The following is a 16,270-nucleotide window of genomic DNA, read 5'->3' on the forward strand; positions in this document are numbered from 1 at the left end:
GGCGGCCACGGACGACCACTACCGAGTGTTGCGCTTCGAGTCGAAGCGCGTCCCCTCGGGCTTCGACGGCAGCACGAACAGGATCACGAGGAAGATGATGCCGGCGATCGGCACGAACGACGCGAGGATCCAGAGGCCGCTGAAGTTCACGTCGTGCAGCCGACGCCAGATCAGCGCGAGCGACGGGATCAGGGTGGCCAGGGCGATCACCGCGGCGAGCACTCCGACCCACGGCGTGTCGTACACCGAGCCGCTCCGGAACGGGGTGAGCCTGACGTCGAGGTCGGACCCGGAGCCGTCAAGCAGCCGCAGAAGCACCGACACGATCGTGCCCGCGAGGATGATCCACCAGTACTCGGCGCGACTGGCGCGCCCGCGGAACGTGGCGTACTTCGCGAAGAAGCGGCGGACGGCGGCGGCGGGCGGAGCACCGTAGTACGGGAGTGACAGCGGCGGCTCGGCGGTGCGCGGGCTCATCGGGGACGGGTGGGGGACAGGCGCGGCGGAGTCATACTCCGACCGTAGCCGGGGCGCCGCGGGTCACAGTATCGGCCGTATGGGGGAGATCCCCACGCTGCGATGTGTTCATAACTCAGGAAAAGTGTCGAAGTCGGAGCCCGTTTCTGCGGATCGGCCGGCTCCGACACAGACTTCTTCCTTCGTTATGAACGCGATGACCTCCTCAGCCGCCCACGATCGCCTCTGCTCGCACCGCCGCAGTCGCCCGGGCGTCCACGACCAGGCTGACAACCAACCCAACCGCCACGATCACGATCGCGACCCACGGCAGTACGTCCAGCCCACTCGCGTCGATCGCGAGACCGCCGACGATCGCGCCGCCGCCGATACCGATGTTGAACGCGGTCGTCTGCAGGGCTGCCGCCAGGCTCCGCAACTGGAAGGAGGACGTGCGCAGCATCCGGGTCTGCAGCATGGCCGGGATGCCGCCGAACGCGATGTTCCAGATCACGGCGGCCGCGACTACGGCCGTCGTGGCTCCGCTACCCGCGGCGACCGCGAGACCGATCAGCGCCAGCACCACCGCGACCGCGGCGACCACGAAACCGGCCCGGGGGAAGCGGTCCGTCGTGAAGCCGGCGATGACGAGTCCGACGGCGCCCGCGCCACCGAACGCGAAGAGCACCAACGGCACCGAGTCGGGAGCGAACGAAGCATTCTCGAGCCACGGCGTGATGTAGGTCGAGAGGGTGTTGTGCCCGATCAGCACGAGGAGGATCACGAGGCAGACCCCGATCACGCGCGGCAGGGTGCGATCTTTGCGCGCGGGGAGGCGGATCTCGCCGGTCCGCAGCGGGACGTGGTGGTCGACGGCGGGGAGGAACCGCACGACGATCAGCGCCAGCACCAGCACGATCCCCCCGAGGATCGCGAAGGTCGGCCGCCAGCCGAAGGCGTGCCCGAGTGCGGTGCCGACCGGCACGCCGAGGACGAATGCCGCAGAGCCTCCGCCCGCCGTGATCGCGGTCGCCCGGCCGAGCTGCTCTGGAGCGACGAGGTGCGCGGAGTAGGCGGCGACGACCGCCCAGAAGAGGCCGTGTGCGAGTCCGCCGAGGATGCGCGCGCCGATCAACAGTTCGAAGGTCGGCGCGAGCGCGGCGAGGACGTTCGCCAGCGCGATGGTGCACAGCGCCACCAGGACGAGGCTCTTGCGCGAAAAGCGTTGCGTGACGAGGGTCAGCGGAGTCGTCGCCACGACGACCGTTGCGGCGAAGATCGTCACGAGCTGACCGGTCAGCGAGATGCTGACGCCGAGGTCGCGTGACATATCAGGGATGAGGCCGGTCGGCAAGAATTCGCTGGTGACCGAGACGAAGATGGCGCCGGCGAGCGTGAGCAGGCCGATCCAGGGGAAGACGGGGGGTTTCGCGGTGTCCAAGGGGTTCACGGTGTCCTGCTGAAGGGGGGTGGGAGGGAGACGACCACCAAGCCTCGCACGTCGGCGCGGCCCGTTCGCCCGGGTCGTTCGTCGAGGCACCGCGGCGTGGGCCGAGACGCCGCGGCCGGAGGGACGTCTCGCCAACGGAGCGGCGTCTCGCGACGGCGCCGTTCCGCGTGCGCCTCAGCGGGCGAGAGCCGCCAGCTCCGCGCGAGTCCGCGCACCCGCCTTGCGCAGCAGGTTCGAGACGTGGAACTTCGCCGTGTTCTCGCTGATCCCAAGTTCCACCGCGATCCCGTGATTGGAGGCGCCGAGCGTAATCAGGTGCAGCACCTCCCGCTCCCGCCCGCTGAGTGCGGCGAGCTCAAGCCCGTCCGGCTGCGCTGGCGGGTCAAGGGGCAGGCGGATCGACAGGGTCGAGCCCCAGCCCGCGGTCGAGGCGATGTCGAGGTCGCCATCCAGCCCCCGCACCCGCTCCGCAATCGGTCGCAGCGCCTCGTCGCGCGCGCTCAGCTCCCCGCGCCCGTCGTCCCGAATCTCGATCAGCAGGTTCAACCCGTCGCAGTCCCACTGGATCCGCACCCGCCGCGTCTCCTCCGCCTCCACGAACGCGAGCACCGCACGCCGGACGATCGCGCGTGCCGCGTGCGCCACCTCACCCGGCAGCGCGCGCCCGTTTGCGGGCGGCTCGACAAACTGCACGTCGAGGTCGGCGAAGCGCACGAGCGGGCGCAGGTCACCGCGCAGGCGCGCGAAGGCGCCCACAACCGGCTCCAGCATCGCGCTGCGCTGCTCGTCGGTCGTGGTCCGCAGCTCGACCAGGGCGTTCGTCGCGATCTCGACCGCCTCGGCGCGCGCGGCTCGGTCATCGAGTCGGGGCGAGCGGAGCGCGGCGAGCACGGATTCGAGGGTCACGGCGTGCCGGTCGGCCTGCTCGGCTACCAGACGGGCGTGCTCAAGCAGCACCGAGCGGGAGGCGGGGGCGGAGGGATCCATCCCCCGAACCTACCCGGGAAGCCTACCCGTCGGCAGCCGACCCGCCCGATCGGGTAGGTGCTCCTCCTCGGTCAGGGGGCGGCACCTCCTCGAGAGAACGAGCAGGGTTAACGGATGAGCGACACCGCCGATCCGACCACCGACCCCGCTGCCGCGCTCACCGCGATCACCGCCGAGGTCTCCGCTGCCGCCGCTGCCCTGGGCGATGCCGGCGCCGGGCAGCTCGAGAGTGTGGCCTCGCTCCTCGCCGACGCCAACCGCGTCTTCGTGCACGGAGCCGGCCGCTCCGGCCTCGCGCTGCAGATGACCGCGATGCGCCTGATGCACCTCGGCCTGCGCGTCCACGTCGTCGGCGACGCGACCACTCCCGCGATCACCTCGGGCGATGTCTTGCTCACCGCGAGCGGCTCCGGTACGACCGGCGGCATCGTCCGCGCCGCGCAGAACGCCGTCGACGCCGGAGCCCGGGTCGCCGCGCTCACCACAGCCGCTGACTCGCCGCTCGCCGCGCTCGCTTCCGCCGTGGTCATCGTGCCCGCCGCCGACAAGCTCGACCGCTCCGGCCGCGCCTCCGCCCAGTACTCGGGGGGCCTGTTCGAGCAGGTCGTCGTCGTCGCCGGCGACGCGCTCTTCCACGCCCTGTGGCAGCGGAGCGGCCTCGACGCCGACGAGCTCTGGCCGCGCCACGCAAACCTCGAGTGACCCCCGAACCCCTCCGGGAGCGCATCCTGCGCCCCTTCTCCACCGATGAGAAAGAAGCACCCATGAAGCTCCAGTTCGCCATGGACACCCTCAGCACCGAGGCCGCCCTCGAACTCGCCGCCGCCGCGGCCCCGCACGTCGACATCCTCGAGCTGGGTACCCCGCTCATCAAGAGTGCCGGAGTCTCGGCCATCACCGCGATTAAGCAGGCGCACCCCGACAAGACCGTGTTCGCCGACCTCAAGACGATGGACGCCGGCGAACTTGAGGCCGACCTGGCTTTCTCAGCCGGAGCGGACCTGGTCACCGTCCTCGGCGTCGCCGGTGACAGCACGATCACGGGCGCCGTCGCCGCCGCGAAGAAGCACGGCAAGGGCGTCGTCGTCGACCTCATCGGCGTCCCCGACAAGGCCGAGCGCGCGAAGCAGGTCGTCGCCCTGGGCGCCGAATTCGTCGAGATGCACGCCGGCCTCGACGAGCAGGCCGAGGACGGTTACACGCTCGACTCCCTGCTGACCGACGGCACCTCCTCGGGCGTCCCGTTCTCGGTCGCGGGAGGCGTCAGCACCGCCACGATCGAGGCCGTTCGGCGCTCGGGCGCCCAGGTCGCCGTCGCGGGCAGCGCCATCTACAGCGCTCCCGACGTCGGACAAGCCGCCGCCGCCCTCCGCGCCGCCATCGCCTGACCCGCCCTGCCCCGCCCTGCCTCTCGCGAAATGTCGCGAGATCTCCTCGAACGGACGAGATCCCCTGCCCCGGCGGAAGATCTCGTCCGTTCTTCTGCATCTCGCGAGCCGCCAGCCGAGCCGCCAGCCGGGCCGCCAGCACTGCTCAGCGCCTGCCCAGCGCGCTCAGGCAAGCTTGCGAGAGCCGATGGTGGCGACCGGACGAGGGAGCAGTACCCGGACAGCGACAAGACTGACTCGTGGGAGTCGCCATGTCCTGGATCGTCCTCATCCTCTCCGGTGTTCTCGAGGCTGTGTGGGCCACCGCCCTCGGCAAGTCGGAGGGATTCACCCGGCTCGGCCCGTCGGTGGTCTTCGGAGTCGGCGTCGTCGCGAGCATGGCGGGACTCGCCTACGCGATGCGTGAGCTGCCCACCGGCACCGCTTACGCGGTGTGGGTCGGGATCGGCGCGTCCCTGACCGTCCTCTACGGGATGTTCTTCGGCGACGAGGGCTTCTCGCTCGCGCGCACCCTCCTGGTCCTCGGCATCGTCACCTGCGTGATCGCCCTCAAGCTCGTCCCCTAACCCCCGCACCCCACCCGCCAGCCTCGCGGGTTACGCGACACGCCGACGGAGGTGTACCCAAGAGGCATCCCGCGAGGCGTGATGCGGTGGTTGCAGGAGAACGCGCGTTCCCCCTAGGCTCGGAGGATCAGGGGAGAACGATCGTTCTACTGCTTTTCCCCGCTCGCCTAGGAGGATTCATGCCCACTCGTACCGCCCGCACTGCCTGGAACGGCTCCCTCGAGACCGGCGAGGGCCAGGTCGAGCTCTCGAGCTCGAAGCTCGGCACCTACGACGTCTCGTTCCCCAAGCGTGCCGCTGACGACGCGAACGGATCGACGAGCCCCGAAGAGCTTCTCGGCGCAGCGCACTCCGCCTGCTACGCCATGCAGTTCTCGGCAGTTCTCGGCCAGGCCGGCGGCACCGTCGAGGCCCTCGACGTCCGCGCCGACGTCTCGCTCGGACCGGATCCGGCCGGCGGTTTCAGGCTCACCGGCATCAAGCTGGTCGTCAGCGGCGAGGTCAGCGGTATCGACGAGGCCACCTTCCTCAAGGCCGCCGAGGAGGCCAAGGCGACCTGCCCCGTCAGCAAGGCGCTCACCGGAGTCGACATCACGCTCGACGCCACCTTCGAGAGCTGAGCACCTCCGCACAGTCGTTCTGTTCATAACTCAGGATGGATAGCCCCTCGGGCGTCCCGGAGCCGCGGATCTACGGTGCTCGCTGACCATCCATCCTGAGTTGTGAACGGTACCGCCCGCGAAGAGGCCAACGTCACGCTTTCGCGGCCGCTGCCTAGCGGAAGCTCGAGCCGAGATGCTCCTCCGGCAGCCGGTCCCCACGACCGTGCAGCTTGTTCCGCAGGCTCCCCTCGACGTACTCCTGGGGGTACGCCCCGCGGCGCCGCAGCTCCGGGACGATGAACTCCACCACGTCCTCGAACGTGCCCGGCGTGATCGCGTAGGCGAGGTTGAACCCGTCCACGTCCGTCTCCGCCACCCACTCCTGCAGATGGTCCGCCACCTCCGACGGCGAGCCGACGACGAACGGACCCAGCCCGCCGATCGCGCCCAGTCGGGCGATGTCGCGCACCTTCCACTCCGACCCGTCCGCATTCGCCTCCTGAAAGTTGGCCACCGTCGACTGGATCGCGTTGCTCTTCACGTTGCCGATCGGCTCGTCCAGGTCGTACTGCGACAGGTCGATGCCCATCCAGCCCGACATGAACACGAGCGCGCCCTCCTCGCTCGCGTAGGAGAGGTAGTCGCGGTGCTTCGCCTGCGCCGCTTCGCTGGTCTCGGCCGTGATGATCGTGAGCAGCGTGTAGATCTTCGCGGAGTAGCGGTCCCGGCCCGCCTCTTCCAGGGCGTCGCGGATGCGCGAGACGGTGGCCGCGAGGCCCGCCTTCGTCGACGACGCGACGAAGATCGCCTCCGCGTTGCCCGCCGCGAAGCGGATGCCGCGGGGTGAGGCGCCCGCCTGGTAGATGACTGGCGTGCGCTGCACCGACGGCTCCGAGAGGTGGATGCCGGGCACGGTGAAGTTTTTCCCGCGGTGCCCGATCTCGTGCACCTTCGCCGGGTCGGTGAAGACGCCGGAGTCGCGGTCGCGGATCACCGCGTCGTCCTCCCACGACCCCTCCCACAGCTTGTAGAGCACTTCGAGGTACTCATCGGCGACGTCGTAGCGGTCGTCGTGCTCGAGCTGGTCCTCGTGACCCATGTTGCGGGCGGCGCTCGGGAGGTAGCCGGTCACGACGTTCCAGCCGACGCGGCCTTTCGTGAGGTGGTCGAGCGTCGACATGCGCCGGGCGAAGGGATACGGATGCTCGTACGCTGTCCCCGCGGTGATGCCGAAGCCGAGGTGTTCGGTCGCGGCGGCCATCGCCGATACGAGGAGGATCGGGTCGTTCACCGGAACCTGCGCGCCGTGGCGGATCGCGGCCTCGTTGGAGCCGCCGTAGACGTCGTAGGTGCCGAGCACGTCGGCGATGAAGATGCCGTCGAACGTGCCGCGTTCGAGCAGCTTCGCGAGGTCGGTCCAGTACGAGAGGTCTTTGTACCGCCAGGACTGGTCCTGGGGGTGGCGCCACATGCCCGAGGACTGGTGGGCGACGCAGTTCATGTCGAAGGCGTTGAAGCGGATCTGCCGGGTCATGCCTTGATAGTGCCGAGCGCACCAGGAATCCGCGTTCAGGAGTGACATGCGGCGTCACATAGCGTTCGCACGACAGCCCTAACTGAGGCGTGGCATAATTCGGGTTAACGGCATAACCCGAACTGTGATGATCGTTACTTCGGGTTGTAGGAGGGGCACCGCATGCCCGAGTGGGCGAAGCACGGGCACGAGACTCGGCCGTGGCGGCAGATCGCGCGCGCTGGCTCCCGAGCCGACCGGACCGTCAGCGAGGTCGTTGTCTCGCTGCCGCCTCTTCTCGCCGGAACGTCGTGGGAGGCGTCTCCCGCGTCGCGCCCGGCGCTCGACGCAGCAGCTCGGTCTGTCATCGCTCTGGACGCGGAACACGGCAGCCGTCTGGGTGCGCTCGGCCGGCTCCTCACGCAGGCCGAGGCGATCTCCTCTTCGCGGATCGAGCAGGTCGACGCGACTCTTGAGGAGTATGCCCGCGCGACGATCGGCATCCGGTCGAACCCCAGTGCGACGTCGATGGTGGCGGCAACGGAAGCAATCGGAGCGACATCGATCCGATCGTGCAGGCCGCGATCGCGCACGCGCAGTTCGAGTCCATCCACCCCTTCACCGACGGTAACGGCCGGATCGGCCGCGCGCTGATCAACGCGATCTTCCGCCGCAGAGGTCTGACGACGACGACGGTGGTGCCTGTGGCGTCCGCGCTGGTCGCGGATCGCGAGCGCTACTTTGCGATGGTGAACGGGTACCGGGAGGTCGTGCTCGCTCCACTCGTCGATGAGCTCGCACGAGCGTGCACGGTAGCGGCCCTCGAATCCGCTCGGACCGCCGCCCTGGAGTTGTTTCTCGTTGAGTGGGCGACCGCGGTCCGGCTTCGGGCAGGTAGCGCGGCGGCCTTGCTCCTGCCGAGCCTGCTGGAGCAGCCGATCCTCACGACCGCTCGCGCCGTCGAGTTCACGGGGCGCGCGCCGTCGAGCGTCGGCGCCGCCATAGGCCAGCTCGTCGACGCGGGAGTGCTCGTGCCGTTGACACAGCGGCGGAAGGACCAGGTCTGGGTCGTGGCCGACGTCCTGGAGGAACTCGCTGACCTCGAAGATCGCATCGGCTCCGCGATGGTCGCGGTCGGCACAACTCTGGACCATTGACTCCGTGCCGCGGAGGAATCCGGCTGGAGCGGTTGGCTTCGGTGGGTTGAGGCGGGTAGGCATGTGTGATCTCGCGCCAGTGTGGCTTCTGTCTGCTGGCGTCTGACTAGTGTCCTGGAGCGAAGCTCATGTGGGAGGTGGTCATGGAGACGTTTCGGTTTGATGACGAGGTGGCGGAACGGTTTGCGCGGAAGCTGGTTGCGGTGGCGGATGTGTTGCATTCGCAGGCGTTGGTGCGCGGCGCTGCTGCTGAGCAGGCGATGCAGGATTTTGAGGGGCCTTATGCGCAGGTGTTCTGGGTCGCTCATCTCACGCAGACGACGAATCGGTCGCGGCTGGATGCTGTGCTGTTCGATCTGTCGGAGGTGGTGCTCACCGCGATTTTGACGGCGCGGAAGGAGCGGGAGCGGCTGGAGGAGATGGCTGCGTGGGAGGCGCGTCAGGCTGAGCGGGAGCAGCGGCGGCGCATGGATCCGACGGCCGGTATGGGTTTTGATCCCGACGAGATTTTTGATCGGCGTCCGTCGGAGGATCGGATTGTTCCGCCGACGTTGTCGGCGTCGTATTCGCCGGACGAGCCGCCCCGCACGTCGGCGGCGGTAGGGGCTACTCCGGGGCAGACGTCTGCTGATCCTGATCGTTTGGATGTGTTCGTGTCGGATGCGCGGCAGGCGAATACGGCGTTGCGGGCGGAGCGGGAGGAGTTGCTGACAGCGTTTGCGACGTTCCAGGATGCGTGTGCGTGGGTGCCGTGGGAGTCGACGACGGCGTTGGGCGGGTTTGAGCGGTTGCTGACGATCAATGAGTCGCATGCGGACTGGGTCGAGCGGGTTTCTCTGGCGTTCGCTGCGGCGGGCGGGGGGCTGTTGTCGACTCCGACTTTGGAGGTGGTGGCTACTGCGGGGCCGCCGAGGACTGATCAGAGCGTGCTGGATCTGCTGTCGACGGTTCCTGCGGATGAGCTTGCGGTGCTGTTCAAGACGAGGCCGGAACTGGGCGCGCAACTGAAGCGGATTCCGGCGACGGAGGTGAACGCGTGGTGGACGCGGCTCGGGCCGGCGGAGGATGGGGCCCGGTTCTCTGCGCGGCAGGAGGCGTTGATTGGTGGGCTGCCCGAGGTGATTGGGAATCTTGAGGGGGTGCCGTATGGGGCGCGGGCGGAGGCGAACGAGAGTGTGTTGACGGCGCGGATTACGGCGCTGACGGATGAACTCGCGCAGGAGCCGACGGACGGCGACTACGTGAAACTCAGGACCATGCAGGAGGACCTCAAGGCGCTGGAGGACATCGCGGAATCGCTGGACCACCGTCCTCACCAGGTGGACCGCTTCCTTATCGCACTGACCGATGATCATCCGCCCTTGGCGGCCGTTTCGATCGGTGATCTTGATACTGCGACGAGTGTGACCTACGCGGTGCCGGGGATGGGGCAGACGACGGCGACCATGACGTCGTGGGTGAAGGCGTCGCAGAATGTGCAGTCACTGTTGCCGGCCGGGAGTGCTGTGGTGGCGTGGATTGGCTACGAGACGCCTCCTAACGCTGCCCAGACGGGTGATCAGTCGGTCCTGAACATTGATGATGCTATTGCCGGTGGCGCCGCTCTTGCCTCGTGTGTGCAGGGGCTCTCTGCTGTTCGGGGGGACTCGATACCGAAGCCGGATGTTGTTGGACATTCGTATGGGACGACGGTCGTTGCCGTTGCTGCTTCCCGGTCTGATGTCGAGTTCGGGACGTTCGTTGCTCTCGGGTCGGCGGGGTTGCCGGACAGCGTCGATTCCGTGAGTGATCTCCACGTGGAAGGGATGTATGCGGGACAGGCGCGCAACAAGCTGCTGTTTGAGGAGGAGAGTGGCGATGAGGCGGCCTGGATGGGCCGTCAGGCTAGCCGTGATCATCATGTGAATCCTGTCGATCCCGAGTTTGGTGCGCAGGCGTTTGGTGTGGAGACTGGCGGGGACGCGGGGCGGATCGTCACGAACCATGACGCGTTGAAAAGTGATGACGGTGACCTCGCGGGCTACTTCGATGTCGAGACGGAGTCGCTTGCGAATATTGGGCGGGCTCTTCGAGGCGAGGATGATGCTGTGACGGATTATAAGCCGCTCGGCCCTACCCCGTTTATGAAGTTCTTGGGGGAGGTGGCCGATGGTGCGGAAAGCTTCTTGCGATAGGCGTCGAGTTGTCCTGCGCGTCGGCGCGCTGGTGATGGTGATGATGACAGGAATGATGTCCGCGTGTGCGGAGAATGGAGCAAAGCCGGTGAAGACGATGAGCCCTCGGGAGGGACGCGACCAGGTGGTCGAGTTGGTGATCGAGACGACGAAGCAGCTGGATATCGGTGGCTGGTGGCCACGGAACGGCGAGTCGGGGCCTGACGTATGCTCGCTCCAGGGCGGGGCGAAAGGTGCGAGTTACAGCTATGAGCAGTGGGCCCCAGAAGGAACGGATTTCGAGGGCGATGCGCACAAAGTCGCGGCGTATTGGGAGTCGTTGGGGATGACGGTGCGGGTTGCGGATTCGACTCGTCGACCGAGTGTGTATGGAGAGGGTGGTCCTGTGCTGAGGGCCAGTTTTGACACGGGCGCGGCTGACGCCTCGTATCGGATAGGTGCTGTCGCTCCTTGTGTTCCCGGTAATTTCCACGACCTTCTCATGGAGGACAACGCGCAGCGCGAGGCGGGTGTGGTTCTTCCTGGTGATGAGGGGGTGAGAGAGAAGCCCGATCCGCGCAACACGCCCGCGCCAACTGATTCACCGCCGTCTCAGTGATCCGTACAGACGTTGTTTGCCGCCCGGAAGCGCTGTGGTGGGGTTGATAGTCTATGAGACGCCTCCTCCGGCGGTCGAGAATATCGATCCGTCGATATCGAGTCTTGATTAAACCTCTCGGCATGACCGAGTTTCAGAAGTCCGTGAAGGAGGCGACCGGCGGTGGGGAAGGCATCTTGCCGTAAGCGCCGAGGTGGCCTGCGCGTCGGCGCACTGGTGATGGTGGTATTGACAGGAACGATGAGGCTTATGCAAAACTCGCCCGCGCGTCACAAAACCCCAGGTCAGGGGCACCTTCGTTGAGCGAGCGATGCCGTTTTGCATAAGCCTCGATGTCCGCATGTACGGAGGAGGAAGCGAATCAAGTGAATACGACGAGCCCTCGGGAGGGACGCGAAAAAGTGGTCGAGTTGGTGGTCGATACGACGAAGCAGCTTGATATTCAAGGCTGGTGGCCGCGTACGGGGGCGGCAGTACCGGACGTTTGTTCTCTCGCTGGTGGTGCGGAGGGGGCGAGTTACAGTTACGCTCATGAGGCGCCGCAGGGGACGGATTTCCTCGGAGATGCTCGGAGCGTTGCGGCGTATTGGGAGTCGTTGGGTATGTCGGTTCGAGTTGTGGATTCAACTCCCCGGCCGGCTGTCTTTGGGGAGGGTGGTCCGGTGTTGTGGGCTAGTTTCGACACAGGTGCGGCCGACAAGACGTATCGAGTCGATGCGGTCGCGCGGTGCGCTACAGGCGACGCGGCTCTAATGCTTAGTGAGGACAACGCGGAACGCGAAGCTGGCGTGGTTCTCCCCGGTGACGAAGGAGTTGCCGTTGCTGCTTCCCGGTCTGATGTCGAGTTTGGGACGTTCGTTGCTCTCGGGTCGGCGGGGTTGCCGGACAGCGTCGATTCCGTGAGTGATCTCCACGTGGAAGGGATGTATGCGGGACAGGCGCGAAACAAGTTGTTGTTCGAGGAGGAGAGTGGCGATGAGGCGGCCTGGATGGGCCGTCAGGCTAGCCGTGATCATCATGTGAATCCTGTCGATCCCGAGTTTGGTGCGCAGGCGTTTGGTGTGGAGACTGGCGGGGACGCGGGGCGGATCGTCACGAACCATGACGCTTTGAAAAGTGATGACGGTGACTCCGCCGGCTACTTTGATCTTGGTACGGAATCATTGCGGAATATCGGTCGGGCTCTTCGAGGTGAGGCGGATGCCGTGACGGATTACAAACCCCTCGCCCGGACTGATCTAGAGAATTTCTTGAAGGATGTGGCCGACGGTGCCGAAGCCTTCTTGCAGTAGGCGTCGAGTCGGCCTGCGCGTCGGCGCACTGGTGATGGTGATGATGATGACAGGATTGATGTCCGCTTGTGCGGAGAGAAGAGCAGATTCGGTGAACATGACGAGCCCCCGCGAAGGACGCGATAAGGTTGTGGCGTTGGTGATCGAGACAACGAAGCAACTAGACATTGAAGGATGGTGGCCGCGGAACGGGGTGGCAGCGCCAGATGGTTGTTCTCTTGCTGGTGGGGCGCAGGGTGCGAGTTACAGCTACGACCAGTGGGCTCCCGAAGGAACGGACTTCGAGGGCGATGCGCGGAGGGTTGCGGCGTACTGGGAGACGTTGGGGATGACGGTGAGGCTTGCGGATTCGACCCGTCGACCGACTGTGTATGGAGAGGGTGGTCCGGTGCTGAGGGCTAGTTTCGACACAGGTGCGGCTGACTCCTCGTATCAGATAGTGGCTGTCGCTCCCTGTGTTCACGGTGATTACTATGCCCTTCTCGTGGAGGACGAAGCGGAGCGCGAGGCTGGTGCGGTTCTTCCTGGTGATGAGGGGGTGAGAGAGAAGCCGGATTCACGCATTACGCCCGCGCCACTGGGTTCGGCCCCGTCGGAGTGATCCTTGCCGCCAAGTTTGATCAAGCGGCGACTTTTCGCGATGGCCGTTGACACGCATGCCCGTGGCGGCCGTTTCGATCGGTGATCTTGATACTGCGACGAGTGTGACCTACGCGGTGCCGGGGATGGGGCAGACGACGGCGACCATGACGTCGTGGGTGAAGGCGTCGCAGAATGTGCAGTCACTGTTGCCGGCCGGGAGTGCTGTGGTGGCGTGGATTGGCTACGAGACGCCTCCTAACGCTGCCCAGACGGGTGATCAGTCGGTCCTGAACATTGATGATGCTATTGCCGGTGGCGCCGCTCTTGCCTCGTGTGTGCAGGGGCTCTCTGCTGTTCGGGGGGATTCGATACCGAAGCCGGATGTTGTTGGACATTCGTATGGGACGACGGTCGTTGCCGTTGCTGCTTCCCGGTCTGATGTCGAGTTTGGGACGTTCGTTGCTCTCGGGTCGGCGGGGTTGCCGGACAGCGTCGATTCCGTGAGTGATCTCCACGTGGAAGGGATGTATGCGGGACAGGCGCGCAACAAGGCGCTGTACGAGGAGGAGAGCGGCGATGAGGCGGCGTGGATGGGACGCCACTACAGCCGGGATCATCATGTGAATCCTGTCAAGCCCGAGTTTGGTGCGCAGGCGTTTGGTGTGGAGACCGGCGGAGACGCGGGGCGGGTCGTCACGAACCATGATGCGTTGAGGAGTGATAATGGTGACTCCGCGGGCTACTTCGACATCAACACGGAAGCATTGGCCAACACGGCGGCGGCTCTGTCTGGCAGGACGGATCTACTCACGGCGAACAAGCCTCTCGACCGGACTGAGCTTGAGAAGTTCTTGAAGGAGGTCAGCGATGGTGTGGAAAGCTTCTTGCCGTAGTCGCCGGTCTGTTTTGCCGGTCGCCGTCTCGGTCTCCGTGATATTAACCACGATGTCCGCGTGTGCGGGCGAAGGAGTAAAACCTGTGAATACAATGAGCCCGCGGGAGGGACGCGACCAGGTGGTTGAGTTGGTGGTGGAGACATCAAGGCGGCTCAATATCGAAGGATGGTGGCCGCGAAATGGGGTCGCAGCGCCAGATGTGTGTTCTCTTGATGGTGGGGGGGAGGGTGCGAGCTATTCCTATGAGCACTGGGCGCCACAAGGGACGGAATTTGACGAGGATGCGCGCAAAGTCGCCGCGTATTGGCAGTCGCTGGGAATGAGTGTGCGGGTGACGGATTCGACGTCGCGTCCGACAGTATACGCGGAGGGCGGTTCGGTATTGAGGGCTAGTTTCATGACCAGTACGACGGACAACTCTTACCGTATTGGAGCTGTTGCTCGCTGCGCTCCCGGGGATGCGGCACGGCTTCTTGACGAGGACAATGCGCAGCGAGAGGCAGGGGTACTCCTTCCGGGCGATGAGGGGGTCGTGGAGAAGCCAAGCGCGCGGAGAAAGATCATGCCAACGCCTCAGGCAACGCCGGAGTGATCACCACTCTCGATGACCGTATTCTCAGACCGCTCGTTAGCTGTCGCTAGTCGTCGAAGCGCTGGTCGGGGCTAGCTCCGGTGCGTCCTGTTGCGGATCGTCGACCGAGCCGGACCACGCCTCCGACTTCTGTAGCCCACGCCCTACCCGAGTTCGTGGGTGAGGTAAACGAGCCCCTGAGGTGGACCGATTTTAGGGAATTGCTTGAAGGATGTGGCTGACCGTGTGGAAGGTCTCTTACCGTTCGCGCCGAGCTGGCGTGATGGTGATGATCATGACGACAGGGATGATGTCCGCGTGCGCGGAGAACGGGGCCAAGCCAGTGGATAAGATGAGCCCACGAGAGGGATGCGACAAGGTGGTCGAGTTGGTGGTGGAAACGACGAAGTAGCTAGATATTGAAGGATGGTGGCCACGAAATGGCGAATCGGTACCTGCCGTATGTTCCCTTGCCGGTGGAGTAGAGGGCGCAAACTATAGCTATGAGCATTGGGCCCGGCCGGGGAAGGACTTCGAGGGGAGACGTGCGTAAGATTGCAGCATATTGGGAATCACGAGGAATGACGGTGCGCGTCGCCGACTCGACGTCCCGTCCGACTGTCTATGCAAAAGGCGGCCCAGTGCTGAGGGCCAGCTTTATGACGAGCACTACGGATGGTTCGTACCGAGTAGTGGCTATTGCTCGATGTGCTCCTGGTTATGCCGCGGGGATGCTCCGGGAGGACAACGCGCAACGCGAAGCGGGTGTCGTTCTTCCTGGTGATGAGGGTGTGCGTGAGCAAGCTGACCCTTGGGTGACTCCGAGGGCGACGCCGACGCTGCAATGGTCAGAGGCAACACTGGGACACTCGCGCGACGGCTGGTCATCCGCCCATCGAACAGGCGCGAGCCTCGCCACTGCCGCAGCGAGGCCATTCTGCGACGGAGAACCTACCGAACACTCAGGCACCCCCTACCCGAGTTCGCGGGCCAGGAAGCGGACATGCTCGGCGAGCTGGAACGCCTCGCCGCCTTCGTGGCCGTTGAAGGGGTAAACGCGGATGTCGCGGGGCCCCGCGTAGCGGTTGTAGGAGGCGTAGACCGTTGAGGGTGGGCAAATGTCGTCGAGCAGGGCCACCGAGAACATCGCCGGGGTGTGGGCGTGTGGGGCGAACGAGGTGCCGTCGAAGTAGGACAGCGTGTCGAAGACCCAGGACTCGGAGCCTCGGTGGGTGCGGAGGTATCGGGTGATCTCTCCGTAGGGCATGGTGTCGATCATTCGCACCGCCTGCTCCATATGGCTGAGGAAGGGCACGTCGATGATCGCGGCTCGAGCGGAGGCGGATTCGCCGAGTAGACCGAGGATCCCGGTCACGGCCAGGGCGATGCCGCCGCCCTGGCTGTGGCCCGAGACGGCGACGCGGGAGGTGTCGATGGCCGGGTGCGCGCGCAGTACGTCGAGGGCGCGGACGGCGTCGGTGAAGACGCGGCGGTAGTAGTGGTCGGCGGGGGCCTCGATGCCCTGCGTCATGAATCCGCTCACGTGTGGGCCGGTGCCGCCGGGGTCGGGGGTGACTCCGGAGCGGTGTCCCGAGCCTTGTCCGCGGGTGTCCATCACGAGGTGGGCGTAACCGGCTGCGCTCATTGCGGTCCACTCATCGAGGAGGCCGCGACCGCCTCCGTAGCCGATGTAGGTGACGAGGGCGGGCAGGGGGCCCTCGATGCCGCGGGGGAGGATGAGCCAGCCGCGGATCGGGTGGCCGCCGTAGCCGGAGAAGGTGACGTCGTAGGTGTCGAGGAGGCGGAAGCCCGCGTCGACCTGCTCGAAGCGCGGCTCCGTCGCAACCGACCGCGCCTGGGCGATCGTGTCGCGCCAGAACTCGGCGAAGCCCTCGGGCTGCGGCAGCTCGGGACGGTACTGCTCCAGGAGATCGAGTGGGAGGTCGTACTGCGGCATCACGGGCTCCTTGTCCGGGGGCGGCGCTTCGGGGCACCAGCGCCTGACGGCTTTCGGGCGCCCAACGTCCGAAACTACCGC

Annotated in this window: 15 protein-coding genes and 1 riboswitch; of the genes, 10 read left to right on the forward strand and 5 right to left on the reverse strand. The window is 66.0% G+C overall.

Annotated features, from left to right (window positions below; genetic code table 11):
* Positions 1-18: 18 nt before the first annotated feature.
* From HRF29_RS10490 to HRF29_RS10500, 3 genes are all read right to left on the reverse strand, one after another.
* Positions 19-477 carry a DUF805 domain-containing protein gene (locus tag HRF29_RS10490; RefSeq protein ID WP_173248509.1) on the reverse strand — a complete coding sequence of 153 codons (459 nt, stop codon included), beginning with the start codon at positions 475-477 and terminating at the stop codon, positions 19-21.
* Positions 478-682: 205 nt separating this feature from the next.
* Positions 683-1,906 (reverse strand): MFS transporter, encoded by a 1,224-nt coding sequence (locus tag HRF29_RS10495; RefSeq protein ID WP_173248511.1) that lies wholly within the window; start codon positions 1,904-1,906, stop codon positions 683-685.
* Positions 1,907-2,080: 174 nt separating this feature from the next.
* Entirely contained in the window at positions 2,081-2,893 is an 813-nt protein-coding gene (locus tag HRF29_RS10500; protein WP_173248513.1) for a LuxR C-terminal-related transcriptional regulator, read from the reverse strand.
* 114 nt (positions 2,894-3,007) lie between these two features.
* On the opposite strand from HRF29_RS10500, the gene hxlB reads away from it, so the two are divergent.
* The 4 genes from hxlB (at position 3,008) to HRF29_RS10520 (ending at position 5,467) form a co-directional block, all read left to right on the forward strand.
* Complete coding sequence (gene hxlB / locus HRF29_RS10505; protein ID WP_173248515.1) at positions 3,008-3,595, forward strand: 6-phospho-3-hexuloisomerase; 588 nt, start codon at positions 3,008-3,010, stop codon at positions 3,593-3,595.
* A 62-nt stretch (positions 3,596-3,657) separates the two neighbouring features.
* A complete protein-coding gene (gene hxlA / locus HRF29_RS10510; RefSeq protein WP_173248517.1) occupies positions 3,658-4,281 on the forward strand; it encodes a 3-hexulose-6-phosphate synthase in 624 nt (207 codons plus the stop codon).
* A 178-nt stretch (positions 4,282-4,459) separates the two neighbouring features.
* Positions 4,460-4,523, forward strand: a riboswitch (guanidine-III (ykkC-III) riboswitch).
* 9 nt (positions 4,524-4,532) lie between these two features.
* A complete protein-coding gene (locus tag HRF29_RS10515) occupies positions 4,533-4,847 on the forward strand; it encodes a DMT family transporter (RefSeq protein ID WP_173248519.1) in 315 nt (104 codons plus the stop codon).
* Between the two features lie 179 nt (positions 4,848-5,026).
* Positions 5,027-5,467 (forward strand): OsmC family peroxiredoxin, encoded by a 441-nt coding sequence (locus HRF29_RS10520; protein WP_173248521.1) that lies wholly within the window; start codon positions 5,027-5,029, stop codon positions 5,465-5,467.
* A gap of 154 nt (positions 5,468-5,621) precedes the next feature.
* Here the strand turns inward: HRF29_RS10520 and HRF29_RS10525 are convergent, their stop codons facing one another.
* Complete coding sequence (locus HRF29_RS10525; RefSeq protein WP_173248523.1) at positions 5,622-6,983, reverse strand: LLM class flavin-dependent oxidoreductase; 1,362 nt, start codon at positions 6,981-6,983, stop codon at positions 5,622-5,624.
* A gap of 539 nt (positions 6,984-7,522) precedes the next feature.
* Between HRF29_RS10525 and HRF29_RS14705 the strand changes: the two genes are divergently transcribed.
* The 6 genes from HRF29_RS14705 to HRF29_RS10555 all read left to right on the forward strand — a co-directional run bounded on the left by HRF29_RS14705 (position 7,523) and on the right by HRF29_RS10555 (position 13,658).
* The gene (locus HRF29_RS14705) at positions 7,523-8,119 is read left to right on the forward strand and encodes a Fic family protein (protein ID WP_343043723.1); all 597 of its coding nucleotides are present in this window, start codon (positions 7,523-7,525) and stop codon (positions 8,117-8,119) included.
* A gap of 143 nt (positions 8,120-8,262) precedes the next feature.
* Positions 8,263-10,293 (forward strand): alpha/beta hydrolase, encoded by a 2,031-nt coding sequence (locus HRF29_RS10535; RefSeq protein WP_173248525.1) that lies wholly within the window; start codon positions 8,263-8,265, stop codon positions 10,291-10,293.
* On the forward strand, positions 10,268-10,891 hold the full coding sequence (locus tag HRF29_RS10540) for a hypothetical protein (protein ID WP_173248527.1): 624 nt from the start codon (positions 10,268-10,270) through the stop codon (positions 10,889-10,891). Before HRF29_RS10535 ends, HRF29_RS10540 begins: the two co-directional genes overlap by 26 nt.
* Before the next feature lie 899 nt (positions 10,892-11,790).
* Positions 11,791-12,183, forward strand: a complete 393-nt coding sequence (locus HRF29_RS10545; protein WP_173248529.1) for a hypothetical protein — start codon at positions 11,791-11,793, stop codon at positions 12,181-12,183.
* A gap of 91 nt (positions 12,184-12,274) precedes the next feature.
* On the forward strand, positions 12,275-12,784 hold the full coding sequence (locus HRF29_RS10550) for a hypothetical protein (RefSeq protein WP_173248531.1): 510 nt from the start codon (positions 12,275-12,277) through the stop codon (positions 12,782-12,784).
* Positions 12,785-12,839: 55 nt separating this feature from the next.
* Positions 12,840-13,658 (forward strand): alpha/beta hydrolase, encoded by an 819-nt coding sequence (locus HRF29_RS10555; protein ID WP_246226913.1) that lies wholly within the window; start codon positions 12,840-12,842, stop codon positions 13,656-13,658.
* 1,547 nt (positions 13,659-15,205) lie between these two features.
* On the opposite strand, the gene HRF29_RS10560 is transcribed toward HRF29_RS10555, so the two are convergent.
* Positions 15,206-16,189 (reverse strand): acetylxylan esterase, encoded by a 984-nt coding sequence (locus tag HRF29_RS10560; protein ID WP_173248535.1) that lies wholly within the window; start codon positions 16,187-16,189, stop codon positions 15,206-15,208.
* Positions 16,190-16,270 lie beyond the last annotated feature (81 nt).

The sequence above is a fragment of the Rathayibacter agropyri genome (assembly GCF_013249015.1).
In the GTDB taxonomy this organism is placed as follows: domain Bacteria; phylum Actinomycetota; class Actinomycetes; order Actinomycetales; family Microbacteriaceae; genus Rathayibacter; species Rathayibacter agropyri.

Coding starts and splice junctions, on each gene's coding strand:
- HRF29_RS10490 (WP_173248509.1), bottom strand. CDS start 477: ATGAGCCCGCGCACCGCCGAGCCGCCGCTGTCACTCCCGTACTACGGT.
- HRF29_RS10500 (WP_173248513.1), bottom strand. CDS start 2,893: ATGGATCCCTCCGCCCCCGCCTCCCGCTCGGTGCTGCTTGAGCACGCC.
- hxlB (WP_173248515.1), top strand. CDS start 3,008: ATGAGCGACACCGCCGATCCGACCACCGACCCCGCTGCCGCGCTCACC.
- hxlA (WP_173248517.1), top strand. CDS start 3,658: ATGAAGCTCCAGTTCGCCATGGACACCCTCAGCACCGAGGCCGCCCTC.
- HRF29_RS10515 (WP_173248519.1), top strand. CDS start 4,533: ATGTCCTGGATCGTCCTCATCCTCTCCGGTGTTCTCGAGGCTGTGTGG.
- HRF29_RS10520 (WP_173248521.1), top strand. CDS start 5,027: ATGCCCACTCGTACCGCCCGCACTGCCTGGAACGGCTCCCTCGAGACC.
- HRF29_RS10525 (WP_173248523.1), bottom strand. CDS start 6,983: ATGACCCGGCAGATCCGCTTCAACGCCTTCGACATGAACTGCGTCGCC.
- HRF29_RS10535 (WP_173248525.1), top strand. CDS start 8,263: ATGGAGACGTTTCGGTTTGATGACGAGGTGGCGGAACGGTTTGCGCGG.
- HRF29_RS10540 (WP_173248527.1), top strand. CDS start 10,268: ATGGTGCGGAAAGCTTCTTGCGATAGGCGTCGAGTTGTCCTGCGCGTC.
- HRF29_RS10555 (WP_246226913.1), top strand. CDS start 12,840: ATGCCCGTGGCGGCCGTTTCGATCGGTGATCTTGATACTGCGACGAGT.
- HRF29_RS10560 (WP_173248535.1), bottom strand. CDS start 16,189: ATGCCGCAGTACGACCTCCCACTCGATCTCCTGGAGCAGTACCGTCCC.